Origin of the sequence: Kitasatospora sp. NPDC097605, assembly GCF_040302725.1 — a bacterium.
Classification (GTDB): domain Bacteria; phylum Actinomycetota; class Actinomycetes; order Streptomycetales; family Streptomycetaceae; genus Kitasatospora.
Window position 1 is genome coordinate 1 of record NZ_JBEOSF010000017.1, and the last position, 16,435, is coordinate 16,435.

15 protein-coding genes are annotated in these 16,435 nt (G+C 72.8%); 8 read left to right on the forward strand and 7 right to left on the reverse strand.

Going from position 1 to position 16,435, the window contains the following annotated elements:
* The 3 genes from ABTX81_RS20135 to ABTX81_RS20145 form a co-directional block, all read left to right on the forward strand.
* Positions 1–2,223 (forward strand): ABC transporter permease (locus ABTX81_RS20135; RefSeq protein WP_350547561.1); only part of this gene is annotated, 2,223 nt, incomplete at its 5' end.
* Positions 2,224–2,515: 292 nt separating this feature from the next.
* A complete protein-coding gene (locus tag ABTX81_RS20140; RefSeq protein WP_350547563.1) occupies positions 2,516–3,043 on the forward strand; it encodes a hypothetical protein in 528 nt (175 codons plus the stop codon).
* Complete coding sequence (locus ABTX81_RS20145; protein WP_350547565.1) at positions 3,040–3,183, forward strand: hypothetical protein; 144 nt, start codon at positions 3,040–3,042, stop codon at positions 3,181–3,183. The genes ABTX81_RS20140 and ABTX81_RS20145 overlap by 4 nt, the downstream gene beginning before the upstream one ends.
* Before the next feature lie 80 nt (positions 3,184–3,263).
* Here the strand turns inward: ABTX81_RS20145 and ABTX81_RS20150 are convergent, their stop codons facing one another.
* Together ABTX81_RS20150 and ABTX81_RS20155 are read right to left on the reverse strand one after the other, a co-directional pair.
* Positions 3,264–4,220, reverse strand: coding sequence for a pirin family protein (locus ABTX81_RS20150; RefSeq protein WP_350547567.1), 957 nt, complete (start codon positions 4,218–4,220; stop codon positions 3,264–3,266).
* A 141-nt stretch (positions 4,221–4,361) separates the two neighbouring features.
* Positions 4,362–4,862, reverse strand: coding sequence for an SseB family protein (locus ABTX81_RS20155; protein WP_350547569.1), 501 nt, complete (start codon positions 4,860–4,862; stop codon positions 4,362–4,364).
* 226 nt (positions 4,863–5,088) lie between these two features.
* On the opposite strand from ABTX81_RS20155, the gene ABTX81_RS20160 reads away from it, so the two are divergent.
* Positions 5,089–6,918 carry an acyl-CoA dehydrogenase gene (locus ABTX81_RS20160; protein WP_350547571.1) on the forward strand — a complete coding sequence of 610 codons (1,830 nt, stop codon included), beginning with the start codon at positions 5,089–5,091 and terminating at the stop codon, positions 6,916–6,918.
* A 307-nt stretch (positions 6,919–7,225) separates the two neighbouring features.
* Positions 7,226–8,539, forward strand: coding sequence for a M18 family aminopeptidase (locus ABTX81_RS20165; RefSeq protein ID WP_350547573.1), 1,314 nt, complete (start codon positions 7,226–7,228; stop codon positions 8,537–8,539).
* Positions 8,540–8,611: 72 nt separating this feature from the next.
* Here the strand turns inward: ABTX81_RS20165 and ABTX81_RS20170 are convergent, their stop codons facing one another.
* The 3 genes from ABTX81_RS20170 to ABTX81_RS20180 form a co-directional block, all read right to left on the reverse strand.
* Positions 8,612–10,429: an NHL domain-containing thioredoxin family protein gene (locus tag ABTX81_RS20170; protein ID WP_350547575.1), complete on the reverse strand. Its 1,818-nt coding sequence runs from the start codon at positions 10,427–10,429 to the stop codon at positions 8,612–8,614.
* Positions 10,430–10,502: 73 nt separating this feature from the next.
* The gene (locus tag ABTX81_RS20175) at positions 10,503–11,732 is read right to left on the reverse strand and encodes a glutathionylspermidine synthase family protein (protein WP_350547577.1); all 1,230 of its coding nucleotides are present in this window, start codon (positions 11,730–11,732) and stop codon (positions 10,503–10,505) included.
* A gap of 6 nt (positions 11,733–11,738) precedes the next feature.
* Entirely contained in the window at positions 11,739–12,173 is a 435-nt protein-coding gene (locus ABTX81_RS20180; RefSeq protein ID WP_350547579.1) for a hypothetical protein, read from the reverse strand.
* A 173-nt stretch (positions 12,174–12,346) separates the two neighbouring features.
* Here ABTX81_RS20180 and ABTX81_RS20185 point away from each other — a divergent pair, with 173 nt between their 5' ends.
* Positions 12,347–12,769 (forward strand): DUF350 domain-containing protein, encoded by a 423-nt coding sequence (locus ABTX81_RS20185; protein ID WP_350547581.1) that lies wholly within the window; start codon positions 12,347–12,349, stop codon positions 12,767–12,769.
* Between the two features lie 11 nt (positions 12,770–12,780).
* Here ABTX81_RS20185 and ABTX81_RS20190 read toward each other — a convergent pair whose 3' ends face one another.
* A complete protein-coding gene (locus ABTX81_RS20190; protein ID WP_350547842.1) occupies positions 12,781–13,128 on the reverse strand; it encodes a winged helix-turn-helix transcriptional regulator in 348 nt (115 codons plus the stop codon).
* A gap of 104 nt (positions 13,129–13,232) precedes the next feature.
* Here ABTX81_RS20190 and ABTX81_RS20195 point away from each other — a divergent pair, with 104 nt between their 5' ends.
* On the forward strand, positions 13,233–14,132 hold the full coding sequence (locus tag ABTX81_RS20195) for an NAD(P)-dependent oxidoreductase (protein WP_350547583.1): 900 nt from the start codon (positions 13,233–13,235) through the stop codon (positions 14,130–14,132).
* Positions 14,133–14,167: 35 nt separating this feature from the next.
* On the opposite strand, the gene ABTX81_RS20200 is transcribed toward ABTX81_RS20195, so the two are convergent.
* Positions 14,168–15,241 carry an aldo/keto reductase gene (locus tag ABTX81_RS20200; protein WP_350547585.1) on the reverse strand — a complete coding sequence of 358 codons (1,074 nt, stop codon included), beginning with the start codon at positions 15,239–15,241 and terminating at the stop codon, positions 14,168–14,170.
* 208 nt (positions 15,242–15,449) lie between these two features.
* Between ABTX81_RS20200 and ABTX81_RS20205 the strand changes: the two genes are divergently transcribed.
* Complete coding sequence (locus tag ABTX81_RS20205; protein ID WP_502892820.1) at positions 15,450–16,427, forward strand: NAD(P)/FAD-dependent oxidoreductase; 978 nt, start codon at positions 15,450–15,452, stop codon at positions 16,425–16,427.
* Positions 16,428–16,435 lie beyond the last annotated feature (8 nt).

Genomic DNA, 16,435 nt, shown 5'->3' on the forward strand with positions numbered 1-16,435 from the left:
GCGCTGATCGGCAACGGCTTCTCCACCACCGGCACCAACTACGTGCCCGGCGCCGACGGCACCGACCCGCGCTACCCGCTGGTCGACGGCCGCGGTCCGCGCACCTCCGGCGAGGTGGCGCTGGACGCCAAGACCGCCGAGAAGGGCGGCTACAAGATCGGCGACACCGTGCGCGTCGCCGTCAACGGGCCGGTCATGGAGCTGAAGCTCACCGGCACCGTGACCACCAACGACCCGCGCGTCATCTCCGGCGGCTCGCTCGCCGCCTTCGACACCGCCACCGCCCAGCAGCTCTACCTGAGCCCCGGCCGGTTCGCCGAGATCGACGTCAAGGGCAAGCCCGGCACCGACGACACCGCGCTGCTCGCCGCCGTCCAGCAGACCCTGCCCGCCTCCGACGACATCGAGGCCCGCACCGGCCGCGAACTCGCCGACGAGCAGGACCGGATGATCACCGCGACGACCAAGGGCCTGTCCTCCGCCCTGCTGGTCTTCGCCGGCATCGCGCTCTTCGTCGGCGTCTTCATCATCGCCAACACCTTCACCATGCTGGTCGCCCAGCGCACCAGGGAACTCGCCCTGCTGCGCGCGATCGGCGCCAGCCGCAAGCAGGTCACCCTCTCCGTACTGGCCGAGGCCGTGCTGGTCGGCGTGACCGCCTCGCTGGGCGGCCTGGCCGCCGGCATCGGCATCGCCGCCGGCCTGCGTGGCCTGCTCAACGGCCCGGGGGAGGCCAACCTGCCGGACGGTCCGCTGCTGGTCGGCCCCTCCACGGTGATCGGCTCGCTCGCCGTCGGAGTCGTGGTGACCGTGCTCGCCGCCTGGCTGCCGGCACGCCGCGCCTCCCGGATCGCGCCGGTCGCCGCGATGAGCTCGGCCGAACAGCCCGCCACCCAGAAGTCCCTGGTGGTCCGCAACGTCATCGGCTCGTCGTTCACCGCCCTCGGCCTGGGCGGGCTGCTGGCAGGCGCGGCGAGTGCGGAGGTCAACCTGGTCGGCGCGGGCGCGGGCGCGCTGCTGGTCGGCGTCTTCGTGCTCACCCCGCTGCTGTCCCGCCCGGTGATCGCGCTGTTCGCCCCGGTGCTGCGCAAGCTGTTCGGCACCCCGGGCAAGCTGGCCCGCGAGAACGCCGTGCGCAACCCGCGCCGCACCGCCGCCACCGCCTCCGCGCTCACCATCGGCGTCACCCTGATCACCGCGCTGACCGTGGTCGGCGCCTCGGTGAACAAGGCCGTCGACGAGGCCACCGCGAACGACCTGAAGGCCGACTACGCCGTCGCCATGGAGAACTCCTCCATGCTCGCCCCCGAGGTCGCCGGCCAGATCGCCGAGGCTCCCGGGGTCGCCGCGATGAGCGCGATGCGCGACGTCCCGGTCACAACCGGCGTGGACGGGGACCGCGAGTGGCTCACCGCCGTGGACGCCGCCACCTTCGACCAGCTGGTCGCCCTGAAGGCGACGCAGGGCACCGCCGACGCCCTGAAGCAGGGCAAGCTGCTGGCCACCACCGGCTACGCCGAGCGCAACGGGCTGACGGTCGGCTCGACGATGACCGTCACCTACCCGGACGGCACCCCGGACACGCTGAGCGTCGGCGCCGTGGTGGAGCCGAGCAGCATGGTGGCGGGCCTGATCGCCCCGGACACCGTGGTCGGCCCGCACACCGAACCGGGCACGGGCCTGACGAAGGTCCTGGTCAAGGGCGCCGGCGGCGCGACCCCGGAACTCCAGCAGGCGCTGCGCGACGCCACCGGCGGCAACCCGCTGATCAGCGTCAAGGGCGAGAAGGACATCAAGGCGGAGGACCGCCGGATGGTGACGTCCGTGCTGAGCATGATGTACGGCCTGCTGGGCATGTCCGTGGTGATCGCCGTGCTCGGTGTCGTCAACACCATGGCCATGTCGGTGTTCGAGCGTCGCCGGGAGATCGGCATGCTCCGGGCGATCGGCCTGGACCGGCTCGGCATCGGCCGGATGGTCCGGCTGGAGTCGCTGATGATCGCGCTGTTCGGCGGCGTGGTCGGCGTGCTGCTCGGCATCGTCACCGCCTGGGCCGGCACCCGCACCCTGGAGGACAGCTTCAAGGACATCACGATGGTGGTGCCCTCGGCACAGGTCCTGCTGTTCCTGGTCGCCGCCGCGGTGACCGGCCTGCTCGCCGCCCTCTGGCCCGCCCGCCGCGCGGCCCGGATGGACATCCTGGGCGCCATCAAGAGCCAGTAGCCACCGCCCGCACCGCCCCGTCACCGACACCGCCCGCCGGGAAACTCCCGGCGGGCGGTGCGCGTTGCCGACCCGGCAACGCGTGCCCCGCCTTCGCGGGCGGCGTGCCCGGCCCGCACGAAGGGCTCGCGGACCGACAATGCGCTCCGTGCGCACCTCTCCACGCCAAGCGGGAAGCGCCGGCCCTGGAAGGTGGAACCGTCACGACTCATACTGTCCCTCAGCCCCGCCTGGTGCCGGGGCGGACCATGGTTCGCGCAGCATGCGAATCATTCACGGTTCCGGAGGGAACGTGTCCAGAAAACGGCAACTGATCGTCGTCGCACTCCTGCTCACCCTGATCGGCCTCGCCGCGCCCACGACGGCACAGGCCCACGTCGTCCAGGTGTCCTGCGAAGGCACGGTGCACAACGCCTACGACCCGCCGCTGACCGCCACGCCGCGGGACACCGAGGTCACCGTCGACTCCTCCTACAACATCGGCTGTGTGGCACCCGGCCACGAAGACATCCTGCCCGGTAGCGCCCACCTGCACGTCACCGTGCCCGACTACTCCTGCATCGATCTCCTGTCGACCGCCCCCGGCACGCAGACCATCACCTGGGCGGACGGCTCGACCACCACGTACGCCTACACCAGGGCGGTGTCCGACATCGCCGGCACCCTGGTGGTCACCAACTCCGGAACCGTCACCGCAGGCCGGTTCACGGGCTCCACCGTCCTCCAGGTCGCCACCGCGCCCGCGCCCAACCCCCTGGTCTGCCTGACGACCGGCTACTCCTCCCTGACCGCCGCCGTCAGCCTGCAGATCCTGCTGTGAGCCCCGACCGTCCGACCCGGGTCAAGGCCCCGCGCCACGCCGCCGATGCGCTGCGCGACCCCGTGCATCCGCTCGCGGCAGCTGCCGTCGACACCTTGGAGCACGAGCACGCTGACGTCTGCTCCGCCGGCGAGTCGTAGCCCCGAGTCACGGCGATGCCCTCCGCCGCCCGAACGCCGATGTGGCGGCGTTCGGGCGGCGGAGGGCATCGCGGGTGCGACTACCGGTCGGCGGGGACGGTGCCGAGGCGGCCGGCCTGGAAGTCCTCCATGGCCTGCTGGAGTTCGCGGTGGCTGTTCATCACGAAGGGGCCGTACCAGGCGACGGGTTCGCGGATGGGGAGGCCGCCGAGGAGGACGACCTCGAAGTTGGGGTCGCGGGAGTCCTGCTTCTCGTCGGCGCGGATGGTGAGGGAGTCGCCGTCGCCGAACACGACGGCCTGGCCGCGGTGGAAGGGGCGGTGCTCGGGGCCGGCCGAGCCGTTGCCGGCGAGGCCGTAGGCGAGGGCGTTGAAGTCGGGGCGCCAGGGGAGGGTGAGCTGGGCGCCGGGGCTGATCGAGGCGTGGATCATGGTGATCGGGGTGAAGGTGGTGCCGGGGCCCTGGTGGCCGTCGACCTCGCCGGCGATGACCCGCAGCAGCGCGCCGCCGTCCTCGGTGCTGAGCAGCTTGACGCTGCCGCCGCGGATGTCCTGGTACTTGGGGGCGATCATCTTGTCCGAGGCGGGCAGGTTCACCCACAGCTGGAGGCCGTGGAAGAGGCCGCCGGACATCACCAGCGACTCCGGCGGGCTCTCGATGTGGAGGAGGCCGGAGCCGGCCGTCATCCACTGGGTGTCGCCGTCGGTGATGGTGCCGCCACCGCCGTGCGAGTCCTGGTGGATGAACGTTCCGTCGATGATGTAGGTGACGGTCTCGAAGCCGCGGTGCGGGTGCCAGGGGGTGCCCTTGGGCTCGCCGGCCGCGTAGTCCACCTCGCCCATCTGGTCCATCATGATGAACGGGTCGAGGTGCTTGGTGTTGATCTTGGCGAAGGCGCGGCGGACGGGGAAGCCCTCGCCCTCGAAGCCCTCGGGGGCGGTGGCCACCTGCAGGACCGGCCGGGCGCTCGTGACGGCGGGGTCCGGGGTGGTGACGCGCGGGAGGGTCAGCGGGTTGTCGACGGTCACGGCGGGCATGTCGGCCTCCTTCGGTGGATGCTCCTCGGCCTGTGTCCACGAGATTAGTTCAATCCTCAACAAGAAGCAAGTTGAATGTTGAACCAAATCTGTGCGGGGCGGCCGCCGGGCGGGGGCGGGCGGGCCCCCGTCCATCGTCCGTCAGCCGTACATCCGGCGCATGGTGAAGTCGACCATCTGCTCGACCGCCTTGGCGTCGAACACCATCCGGTGCTCGCCCTCCATGTCCAGCGCGAAGCCGTAGCCGGTCGGCAGCAGGTCGAGGACCTCGGCGCCGGTGACGGTGAAGTGCTTGGAGTCCTTGCCGGCGTAGCGGCGCAGCTCCTTCAGCGAGCTGAACATCGGGATGACCGGCGTCGGCGTGTTGTGCAGGGCCAGGAAGCCCGGCCGGTCGCCGCGCGGGCAGTGCACCTTGGAGGTGATGAAGATGGCCTGGAAGTCCTCCACCGCCATCGAGCCGGTGGTGAAGGCCCGGACGGCGTCGGCCAGGGACGGCGGCGACGGCTCCGGATAGAGGGACTGCTGCGCGTTCGGCGGCTGCTCGCCGTACGGGCCGGGGCCGGGCATGCCGCTCATGCCCGGCTGCGGCCCCGCCTGCTGGTAGGGGTCGCCCGGGTACGCGTTCTGGTCATAGCCGTACACACGGACAGGCTATCGGGAGCGCGGGCCCCCGCGTGGGCGTCGATCCTGACAAGAGCGGACCGTCCCGCCTTGTGGGACGTGACCACGTTCATACGGTAATCATCGGAGGATTCCCGGGCGGGGGCTTGAAACAAGTTACCGCTGGGTAGCATCATGAGGCCTACTGGTGGGTACGGGCGCCCGAACGCGGAGATGTCCCGGAAGCGACGAACCGGAGATAACGGCCATGGGTCACTACAAGTCCAACCTGCGCGACGTGGAGTTCAACCTCTTCGAGGTGTTCGGCCGCGAGCAGGTGTACGGCACCGGACCGTTCGCGGAGATGGACGTCGAGACCGCGAAGAACATCCTGAGCGAGATCTCGCGCCTCGCCGAGAACGACCTCGCCGCGTCCTTCACCGACACCGACCGCAACCCCCCGGTCTTCGACCCCGAGACCAGCACCGCACCGGTCCCGGCGGCCTTCAAGAAGAGCTACCAGACCTTCATGGACGCCGAGTGGTGGCGCCTGGGCATCCCGGAGTCGATCGGCGGCCAGGTCACCCCGAACTCGCTGATCTGGGCCTTCGCCGAGCAGATCCTGGGCTCCAACCCGGCCATCTGGATGTACTCCTCCGGCCCGGCCTTCGCCGGCGTCATCGCCGAGGAGGGCACCGAGCAGCAGCTCGAGATCGCCAAGCGGATGACCGACCGCCTGTGGGGCTCCACCATGGTCCTCACCGAGCCGGACGCCGGCTCGGACGTGGGCGCCGGCCGCACCAAGGCGATCCAGCAGGAGGACGGCTCCTGGCACATCGAGGGCGTCAAGCGCTTCATCACCTCGGGCGAGCACGACATGTCCGAGAACATCGTCCACATGGTGCTGGCCCGCCCCGAGGGCGGCAAGCCGGGCACCAAGGGCCTGGGCCTGTTCATCGTCCCCAAGTACGACTTCGACTGGGAGACCGGCGAGCTGGGCGAGCGCAACGGCGTCTACGCCACCAACGTCGAGCACAAGATGGGCCTGAAGGCCTCGAACACCTGCGAGATGACCTTCGGCGCCAAGCACCCGGCCAAGGGCTGGCTGCTCGGCGAGAAGGTCGACGGCATCCGCCAGATGTTCAAGATCATCGAGTTCGCCCGGATGATGGTCGGCACGAAGGCCATCGCCACCCTCTCCACCGGCTACCTGAACGCGCTGGAGTACGCCAAGGAGCGCGTGCAGGGCGCCGACATCTCGCAGTTCCTGGACAAGACCGCCCCGCGCGTCACCATCACCCACCACCCGGACGTGCGCCGCTCGCTGCTGACCCAGAAGGCGTACGCCGAGGGCATGCGCGCCCTGGTGCTGTTCACCGCCTCCGTCCAGGACGACATGACGGCCGCCAAGCTGCGCGGTGAGCGCGACGAGGCCGCCGAGCGCCTGAACGACCTGCTCCTGCCGATCGTCAAGGGCTACGGCTCGGAGAAGTCCTACGAGCAGCTCGCCCAGTCCCTGCAGACCTTCGGCGGCTCCGGCTACCTGCAGGAGTACCCGATCGAGCAGTACATCCGGGACGCCAAGATCGACACCCTCTACGAGGGCACCACGGCCATCCAGGGCCAGGACTTCTTCTTCCGCAAGATCGTCAAGGACGGCGGCCAGGCGCTCACCGCGCTGTCCGAGCAGATCCAGAAGTTCCTCGGCTCCGCCGCGGGCGGCGACGCCCTGGCCGCCGAGCGCGAGCTGCTCGCCAAGGCCGCCGGCGACCTGGAGGCCATCGTCGGCAAGCTGCTCGCCGACCTCTCCTCGGTCGAGCAGGACGTCAAGAACATGTACAAGGTGGGCCTCAACACCACCCGCCTGCTGATGGTCTCCGGCGACGTCGTGGTCGGCTGGCTGCTGCTGCGCCAGGCCGCGGTGGCCCTGGCCAAGCTGGAGGCCGGCGCCTCCGGGAAGGACGTGCCGTTCTACCAGGGCAAGGTCGCGGCCGCCCGCTTCTTCGCCAGGAACGTGCTGCCCACCGTCGCCCCGCAGCGCCTGATCGCCGAGGGCATCGACAACGAGATCATGGAGCTGGCGGAGGAGGCGTTCTGACGCCCACCCGTCTCCCGGCCGTCCCCCTTCACCGGGCACGCCGCGCGTGACACCTTCCTGACCGCCTGACCCCACCCTCACACCGAAGGGCCCGGTCCCGCCGACCGGGTCCTTCGGTGTACCCACCGGCGGCACGGCCGCGGTACCGATGGTCCAGCGGCTGTGAAGGGGGCGTCAGTTCACGTTTCTGTCTGCGTTCTGCATCCGTTGGGATGCTCCGAGTGTCATGTCCGTGTACGGGCATATGCTCAAGGTGCGAGGCCGATCCCCCATTTCGGCCCCGGCCCTCCCTCGACCCAGGAGCAGCATGTCGACCGCCGCCCGCCAGGCCTTCTTCGACCGGACGCACACCGATGACCTGATCGCCTTCCTCGGCACCTCGCCGTCGCCCTATCACGCGGTCGCGAGCGCGGCCGAGCGTCTGGAGAAAGCCGGCTTCCGGCAGGTGCTGGAAACGGACTCCTGGGACGGCGTGGCCGGCGGCCGGTACGTCGTCCGCGGCGGCGCGCTGATCGCCTGGTACGTGCCGGCCGGCGCGGGACCGGAGACACCGTTCCGCGTGGTCGGCACCCATACCGACTCGCCCAACCTGCGGGTCAAGCCGATCCCCGACACCGGGTCGGCGGGCTGGCGGCAGGTCGCGGTGGAGATCTACGGCGGGGTGCCGCTCAACACCTGGCTCGACCGGGACCTCGGCCTCTCCGGCCGGCTCACCCTGCGCGACGGCAGCCGGCGGCTGGTCCAGCTGGACGAGCCGCTGCTGCGCGTGCCGCAGCTGGCGATCCACCTGGACCGCCAGGTCAACGACGGCATGAAGCTGGACAAGCAGCGCCACCTCACGCCGATCTGGGGCCTCGGCCCGGTCGACGAGGGCTCGCTGATCGGCTACGTCGCCCAGCGGGCGGGGCTCGACGCGGAGGAGGTGACCGGCTGGGACCTGATGACCCATGACGTCCAGCCGGCCTCCTACCTGGGCCGGGACCGCGAGCTGCTGGCCGGCCCGCGGCTGGACAACCTGCTCTCGGTGCACGCCGCCACCGCCGCGCTGGCCGCGGTGGCCACCGCCGCCGAGACGGACGGCGCGGCGCTGCCGTACATCCCGGTGCTGGCCGCCTTCGACCACGAGGAGACCGGCAGCGAGTCGGACACCGGCGCGCAGAGCCCGCTGCTCGGCAACGTCCTGGAGCGCAGCGTGTACGCGCGCGGCGGCGGCCTGGAGGACCGGGCCCGGGCGCTGGCCGGCACCGTCTGCCTCTCCTCCGACATGGGCCACGCCGTCCACCCGAACTACAGCGAGCGGCACGAGCCGGGCCACCACCCGCTGCCCAACGGCGGTCCGATCCTCAAGGTCAACGTCAACAACCGGTACGCCACCGACGGTGTCGGCCGGGCGGTGTTCGCGGCGGCCTGCGAGAAGGCCGGCGTGCCGTGGCAGACCTTCGTCTCCAACAACGCCATGCCCTGCGGGACCACGATCGGCCCGATCACCGCGGCCCGCCTCGGCATCCAGACCGTGGACTGCGGCATCGCGGCGCTCTCCATGCACTCGGCGCGCGAGCTGTGCGGCGCGGAGGACCCGTACCTGCTGGCGAGCGCGATCAAGGCGTTCCTGGAGGGCTGAGCCCCCGCAGGACGCGGAAGGGGCCCGGCGAGCAGCGCGCTCGCCGGGCCCCTTCGTCCGTTCCGCGGGCGGCTACTCCAGACCCGCCAGCACCAGCGGCAGCCGGCGCGCGCCGCCGGCGGTGAGCTTCACCGGCACGCCCCAGTCCTGCTGGTGGACGTGGCAGGCCGGGTACTCGATCGCCGGGTCGTCGTCGCAGGACGCCGCCATCGCGGAGACGTGCAGCACGCCCTCGGCCACCGTGTCGGAGAGCACCAGCTCACGGGAGAGCGCGCTGTCCGCGCCCGCGCCGGAGACCAGCAGTTCGGGCGGGGTGGCGCTGACCAGCAGCCGGGTGGACGGGCCGTAGCGCTCGTCCAGCTTCTGGCCGGTGGGCGCCCGGAAGACCACGTCCAGCCGCAGCGCGCCCGGCGCGACCTCGGTGGCGGCCCGCTGGGTGCGGTGCGCCACCGCGTCCACCCGGACGGCCTCCTCGGGCAGCCGCAGCCGGGTCAGCCGGTGCCGGGCGGACTCGACCACCACGATGTCGCCGTCGGCCAGCACCGCGCCGGAGGGCTCGCGCAGGTCGGTGGCCAGCGTGCTGACCTCGCCGCTCGCCGGGTCGTAGCGGCGCAGCGCGTGGTTGTAGGTGTCGCTGACGGCCACCGAGCCGTCCGGCAGCACGGTCACGCCCAGCGGGTGCTGGAGCAGCGCCTGTCCGGCCGCGCCGTCCCGGTGCCCGAAGTCGAACAGGCCGGTGCCGACGGCGCTGTGCACGGTCTTGGTTTCACGTGAAACCCAGCGCAGCGCCGAGGTCTCGGAGTCGGCGACCCAGAGCCGCTCGCCGTCCGCGGAGACGGCCAGGCCGGAGGGCTGGGCGAACCAGGCCTCGGCGGCGGGTCCGTCGACCAGGCCCTCGTTGGTGGTGCCGGCCGCGACGCCGACGGTGCCGGCGGCCGGGTCGTACGCCCACAGCTGGTGGACGCCGGCCATCGCGATCCAGACCCGGCCGTCGAACCAGGCGACGTCCCACGGCGAGGAGAGGTCCACCTCGCGGGCCGGGCCCTCGGTCGCCGAGCCCTGCCACCACTGCCGGCCGGTGCCGGCCAGGGTGGTCACGTGGCCGTCCGCGAGCCGGACGCCGCGCAGTGCGTGGTTGACGGTGTCGGCGACGATCACGTCGTACTCGGCGGTGCCCTCCGGCAGCAGCGCGAGGCCCTGCGGCTCGCTGAACCGGGGGCCGTGGCCGTCCACCAGGCCGCGCACCCCGTCGCCGATCCGGCGCACCACGGTCTCGCCGTCGGCCTCCAGCTCGACCAGCGAGTGGTGACCGGAGTCGGCCACCAGGAAGTGGCCGTTCGGCAGCCGGACGGCCTTGCCCGGGAACTTGAGGTCCCCGGCGGTCGGCTCGGGCGCCACGTACGGGCCGTCGCCGCGCCGCAGGGTGCCCTTGGCGGCGTGCTCCGCCTCCAGCTCCTCGACCAGCCGGGCGATCGCGTGCGCGTGCCCCTCGCCGGCGTGCTGGGCGACCACGTACCCCTCCGGGTCGATCACCACCAGTGTCGGCCAGGCGCGCACCGCGTACTGCTTCCAGGTCGCGAGCGCCGGGTCGTCCAGTACCGGGTGGTGCACCTCGTACCGGTCCACCGCGTCCACCACGGCCCGGTGGTCGGCCTCGTGCACGAACTTGGGCGAGTGCACGCCGACGATCACCACGGTGTCCCGGTGCTTCTCCTCCAGCTCCCGCAGCTCGTCGAGGACGTGCAGGCAGTTGATGCAGCAGAACGTCCAGAAGTCCAGAATGGTGATCTTGCCCCGGAAGTCGGCGAGCGTCAGCTCCTTGCCGCCGGTGTTCAGCCAACCGCCTGCCCCGACCAGCTCGGGGGCGCGTACACGTGCACGAGATGCCATGGGCCAATCAAACAGCACCGGCCCGGCCGGCATTCCGGCGGCGGGCCGGGGCGGGGGGCCGGGCCGGGCGGGTTCAGAGGATGAGGTGGGGGAGGAAGCGGGCGCCCTGGTGGGTGATGGGGCTGTCGTCGGTCTCGCGGATGCCGAGGCCGGCGGCCTCGCCGTCGACCACCCAGGTGCCGAGGACGGGGCGGTTGCCGTCGAAGTCGGGCAGCGGGTGGAGCTGCTGGTAGCAGTGGCCCTCGGCGCCGTAGCGGTCCGGGTCGCCGGCCCAGTCGGCGAGCCGGGTCTCGCGGCCGCCCGGCTCGACGATGCGCACGCCCGCGCCCTCGCGGCCGAGCAGCGGCTTGGCGGCGTAGCCCGGGCCGTCCGGGTCGGCGAGCTCGCGCGGGCCGTCCAGGTAGGCGGGCAGCAGGTTGGGGTGGCCCGGGTACAGCTCCCAGAGGACGGCCAGCAGGGCCTTGTTGGAGAGCAGCATCTTCCAGGCCGGCTCGATCCACATTGTGGAGCCGGTGGAGCCGCCGTGGTCGACGACGTCCAGCAGCTGCTCGGCGAACTCGTCGGTGGCCAGCCACTCCCACGGGTAGAGCTTGAACGCGGCGCGGACGAAGCGGTGCTCCAGGTCGACGAAGCGCCCGGACAGGCCGTCCCAGCCGATGTCCTCCATGGCGATGCCGACCGTCTCGATGCCGGCCTGCTCGGCGCACTCCTGGAGGTAGAGGGTGGTCATCCAGTCCTCGCCCTCGGTGTCGCCGCGCGAGTGCGCGAAGTGCACCGGGCCGGGCGGCAGCAGGTGCTTCTGCCGGCCCCAGGCGGCGACCAGCCGCTCGTGCAGCGAGTTCCACTGGTCGGCGTGCGGGAACCGCTCCTCCATCCAGAACCACTGGGGTCCGGCCGCCTCGATCAGCGAGGTCGGGGTGTCGGCGTTGTACTCGAACAGCTTCGCCGGGCCGGTGCCGTCGTAGGCGAGGTCGAACCGCCCGTAGAGGGTGGGCTGTTCGTCGCGGCGGTGCCAGGACTCGGTGACGGCGGCGGCGAGCCGCGGGTCGGTGATGCCGTAGTCGGCGAAGCGGCCGGTACGGACCACGTGGCCGGCGGCGGCCAGCGACATCTCGTGCAGCTCCTCGACCACCTCCTCCAGCGCCTCCACCTCGGGCAGCGAGAACTCGTAGTATGCGGACTCGTCCCAGTAGGCGTGCGGGCCGCCCTGGTTGCACGGGTCCGAGCACATCGCGTAGATGAGGCCCTGGCCCTCGACGGTGGCCAGCCAGTCGGGGCGGGGTTCGAGGGTGCGGCGGCGCACGGCGGATCAGCCCCCGCCCGAGCCGCTGGAGCCGGACGGGCAGCCGAAGCCGCCGCGCTTGGTGGCGGCCTTGTCGAAGGTGCCGCCGGTGGCGGTGGTGCCGCCCGAGCCGCAGTAGTACCAGCGGCCGGCGGTGGTGGTGCTGCTCTTGGTGGTGCAGGAGTGGCTGTCGAGGACCTTGAGGGTGGCCGGGTCGACGCAGCGGCTCGGCGGGTTCTTCCCGGAGGAGGACGAGCAGCCGGAGAGCGCGAGGGCGAGGGTGCCGACCATGCCCAGGGCGACGAAGCCGGAGCGGCGGCGGGAGGCGGCCCCCGGCGTCGCGCCGTCCGCCGCGGGGGCGCCCGGTGCGGCGGCCACGGGTGCGGCGGCCGGGGGCTTTGCGGCGGCCGGTCCGGGGATGTCCGGTATCCGGGTGGAACTGGCGGGCGACGGCTGGGTCATGGCGTCCGATGGTACGCGTGCCCCTGTTGGTGCGGGAGGGGTCCGTTCCCTCTCGGAACCAGGCCGTGATGGGTTATCTTTTGCCGATCCTTGACCGCGGGAGGGGGCCCGCGCGCGGGTGGCCCGGCCCACGGCGTGCGACCTGCGACACGGACCCGGGGGGCCACACACCCATGAACGACATCCTGCACGGTCTCGGCGCGGCGGCGGCCTTCGGCGGCGTCGGCGTGGTTCTGCTGCTGCTCGGCATCGTCCTGGTGGACGTCCTGACACCGGGCAAGCTCGGCCGGCAGATCTGGGTGGAGCGCAACCGCAACGCGGCCGTGCTGCTCAGCTCGGCGCTGCTCGGCATCGGCGGCATCGTCTTCACCGCGATCCTCTACACCTACGAGGACTTCGGGAAGGGCCTGGCCTCCACCGCCTGCTTCGGCGTCCTCGGCCTGGTGCTGATGGCCGTCGCGTTCTGGGTGGTGGACGTGCTGACGCCGGGCAAGCTGGGCGCGATCCTCGTCGACCCGGAGCCGCACCCGGCGGTCTGGGTGACCGCCAGCTGCAACCTCGCGGTGGCGGCGATCGTGTCCGCCTCGATCGCCTGACCCCGGCCCGCTCAGGGGTGCGGGGCGTCGTTCAGCACGTGCTGCCGGCCCCAGGCGCCCAGCGGTGCCAGCGCCTCGTTGAGCCGCCGTCCGGCCGCCGTGAGCGAGTACTCGACCCGCGGCGGCACCTCGTCGTACGAGGCGCGGTGCACGATGCCGTCCGCCTCCAGCTCGCGCAGGTGGGCGGCGAGCACCTTCTCGGTGATCCCCGGCACCTGCCGGCGCAGCTCGCCGAAGCGCAGGTGCGGCCGCTCGCCCAGCGCCCAGAGGATCAGCACCTTCCACTTGCCGCCGATGACGTCCATCGCGGCGTCGATCCCGCAGACGTACGCACCGGGCCTCGGCACGGTTGCCGCCATGTCCTGTCCCACCCCTTCGCCGGCCTGCTCGCTCACCTCAGGGTAACCACCCACTCCCACGTGCGTACTTGATCGTTCCCGGGGCCGGAACGAGGCTGGCCGGCATGACACAGAACGCCGCTGACGCCGTTTCGAAGACCCCGCTCACCCTGCTCGGCCTCGGTGCGATGGGCACCGCGCTGGCCGGGGCATGGCTGGACGCCGGGCATCCGCTCACCGTCTGGAACCGCACCGCCGCCCGGGCCGAACCGCTGGCCGCCCGGGGCGCCGCCGTCGCCGCCACCGCGGCCGAGGCGGTCGCCGCCAACGGGCTGGTGGTGGTCTGCCTGCTCGACGACGCCTCGGTCGAGGAGGCGCTGGCCGGCGCCGACCTCACCGGCAAGGACGTCGTCAACCTGGTCACCAGCACCCCCGGCACGGCCCGCGCCCGCGCGGCCCGGGTGACCGGGCGCGGCGCCCGCTACCTGGACGGCGGCATCATGGCCGTCCCGCCGATGATCGGGGTCCCGCAGGCCGGCCCGTACGTCTTCTACAGCGGCTCCCCGGAGCTGTTCGAGGAGCACCGCGTGACCCTGGAGGCCCCGGCCGGCGCGCGGTACGTCGGCGAGGACGCCGGCTTCGCCGCGCTGCACGACGTGGCGCTGCTGAGCGCGATGTACGGCATGTTCGCGGGCGTCGCACACGCCTTCGCGCTGGTCCGCGGCGAGTCCGTCGACCCGCGCGCGCTGGCCCCGCTGCTGTCCTCCTGGCTCACCGCGATGACCGGCTCGGTCGCGGCCACCGCCGGGCAGCTGGCGGCCGGTGACTACACCGAGGGCGTCGTCTCCAACCTGGCGATGCAGGTCGCCGGGGTGCCGACCTTCCTGCGGACCGCCGAGGAGCAGGGCGTGAGCGGCGAACTGCTCACGCCCTACTTCGAGCTGATGCGCCGCCGCCTGGACGCCGACCCGGCCCGCCACGGCGTGGAGGACCTCACCGGCGTGGTCGACCTCCTGCGCGGGTAGGGCTCCCGCCCCCGGCCCCCTGCCGGTCCTCCCGTTCAGCCGGCCGCCGGGCGGTCGGCCGCCGGTCGGTCGGTGGGCAGGCGGCGGCGCAGGGCGGGGTCGGTGAGGGCGCGGGGGCGCCAGACGCCGTCCGGGGGGTAGACGTCGGTGCCGGGCGGGACGATGGCGTCGATGCGGTCCAGGGTGGCGTCGTCGAGCACCAGGTCGGCGCCCCTGAGGGCGGCCTCCAGCTGGCCGGGGGTGCGCGGTCCGATGATCACCGAGGTGACCGCCGGGTGCGCCAGCGGGAAGGCGAGGGCCAGCTCGGGCAGGGTACGGCCGAGGTCCTCGGCGACGGCGGTCAGGGCCTCGACGGCGTCCAGCTTGGCCTGGTTGACCGGCAGCGCCGGGTCGAAGCGGGCCGGCATCAGGGCGGCCCGCCCGCTGCCCAGGTCGATCGGCCGGTCCTTGCGGTAGCGGCCGGTGAGGAAGCCGGAGGCGAGCGGCGACCAGGTCAGCGCCCCCATGCCGAGCCGCCGCACGGTCGGCAGGACGTCCCGCTCGACGCCGCGGGCGAGCAGCGAGTACGGCGGCTGCTCGGTGCGGAAGCGGGGCAGGCCGCGCCGCTCGGCGACGTGGTGGGCCTCGACGAGCTCATGGGCCGGGAAGGTCGAGCAGCCGAAGGCGAGGATCTTGCCGGCCCGCACCAGGTCGCCGAGGACGGCCAGGGTCTCCTCCAGGTCGGTGCCGGGGTCCGGCCGGTGCACCTGGTAGAGGTCGATCCGGTCGGTGCGCAGCCGGCGCAGGCTCTCCTCGACCTCGCGGACGATCCAGCGGCGGGAGTTGCCGCCGCGGTTGCGGCCCTCGCCCATCGGGAAGTGCACCTTGGTGGCGAGCACGACGTCGTCGCGGTCGCCGCGGGCCTGCAGGGCCTTGCCGACGATCTCCTCGGACTCGCCGGCCGAGTACATGTCGGCGGTGTCCACGAAGTTGACGCCCGCGTCGAGTGCGGCGTGGACGATCCGGGCGCAGTCGTCGTGGTCGGGGTTGCCGATCGCGCCGAACATCATCGTGCCGAGGCAGTAGGCGCTGACCTCGATGCCGGTGCCGCCGAGGGTGCGGTAACGCATGGTGGTGGTCCCCCTGGGGTGTGCGGGTGTACGGGCGTGCGGGTGTACGGGTGTACGGGTGTGCGGGGCGCTGATTCCGACTGCCGACCCTAGGAGTTGGAGTGCGCTCCAAGGCAAGGGCCGTTTCCCCGACGTCGGCAGGTGTTGCCGAAACAGCAACGAAAGTTGCCCGCCGCCCGGCGGTCGGCGCAGCCTGGCGGTGGAGGTGATCGCCGTGAGCGACACGCGAAACGGGACTGTTCCCGAGATCCCCGCCGGCACCGACGGCCATGACGTCGTGGTGGTCGGCGGCGGCGCCGCCGGACTGAACGCGGCCCTGGTCCTGGCCCGGGCCTGCCGCCGGGTGGCCGTGGTGGACGCCGGGCAGCCGCGCAACGCCCCGGCCGCGCGGATGGGGGGCTTCCTCTCCCGGGACGGCATGGCCCCGGCCGCGCTGCTGGAGACCGGCCGCGCCGAACTGGCGGGGTACGGGGTCGACCTGCTCGACGCCCGGGTGGACCACATCGAGCCGGCGCCGTCCCCGCGGGGCCCCGCCTTCGACGTCCACCTGGCCGGCGGTCCGGCGCTGCGGGCCCGCCGGGTGGTCGTCGCCACCGGGCTGCGCGACGGCCTGCCGGAGCTGCCCGGCCTGGCCGAACGCTGGGGCCGCGACGTGCTGCACTGCCCGTACTGCCACGGCTACGAGGTCCGCGACCGCCCGCTCGGGGTGCTCGGCACCCACCCGGGCGCGGTGCACCAGGCGCTGCTGCTGCGCCAGTGGTCGGCGGACGTGGTGCTGCTCGCGCACACCCTGGAGCTCTCCGCGGACGACCGGGCCCGGCTCGCCGCCCGGGGCGTGCGGGTCGTCGAGGGCGAGCTCAAGCGGGTGGTCGTCACCGACGACCGGCTGCGCGGCGTCGAACTGGCGGACGGCACGGCGGTGCCGCGCGAGGCGGTGTTCCTGTTCCCCCGGGCGGTGCCCCGGGACGCCCTGCTGTTCGGCCTGGCCTGCGAGCGGGACGCGCAGGGCTGGGTGACCACCGACCGCACGGGCCGCACCAGCGTGCCGGGGGTGTGGGCGGTGGGCAACGTCGCCGACCCGCGCGCCCAGGTGGTCACCGCCGCCGGGGCGGGCGCCGCGGCGGCGTTCGCGCTCAACCACGACCTGGTGGACGAGGACGTCGAGCACGCCCTCGCCGCCGCCTGAGTCGACCC

What these genes read in the sequence shown, in the direction of transcription:
- ABTX81_RS20195 (WP_350547583.1), top strand. Translation starts at nt 13,233, where the DNA reads ATGACACAGAACGCCGCTGACGCCGTTTCGAAGACCCCGCTCACCCTG.
- ABTX81_RS20150 (WP_350547567.1), bottom strand. Translation starts at nt 4,220, where the DNA reads ATGCCCGCCGTGACCGTCGACAACCCGCTGACCCTCCCGCGCGTCACC.
- ABTX81_RS20165 (WP_350547573.1), top strand. Translation starts at nt 7,226, where the DNA reads ATGTCGACCGCCGCCCGCCAGGCCTTCTTCGACCGGACGCACACCGAT.
- ABTX81_RS20185 (WP_350547581.1), top strand. Translation starts at nt 12,347, where the DNA reads ATGAACGACATCCTGCACGGTCTCGGCGCGGCGGCGGCCTTCGGCGGC.
- ABTX81_RS20180 (WP_350547579.1), bottom strand. Translation starts at nt 12,173, where the DNA reads ATGACCCAGCCGTCGCCCGCCAGTTCCACCCGGATACCGGACATCCCC.
- ABTX81_RS20190 (WP_350547842.1), bottom strand. Translation starts at nt 13,128, where the DNA reads ATGGCGGCAACCGTGCCGAGGCCCGGTGCGTACGTCTGCGGGATCGAC.
- ABTX81_RS20170 (WP_350547575.1), bottom strand. Translation starts at nt 10,429, where the DNA reads ATGGCATCTCGTGCACGTGTACGCGCCCCCGAGCTGGTCGGGGCAGGC.
- ABTX81_RS20160 (WP_350547571.1), top strand. Translation starts at nt 5,089, where the DNA reads ATGGGTCACTACAAGTCCAACCTGCGCGACGTGGAGTTCAACCTCTTC.
- ABTX81_RS20200 (WP_350547585.1), bottom strand. Translation starts at nt 15,241, where the DNA reads ATGCGTTACCGCACCCTCGGCGGCACCGGCATCGAGGTCAGCGCCTAC.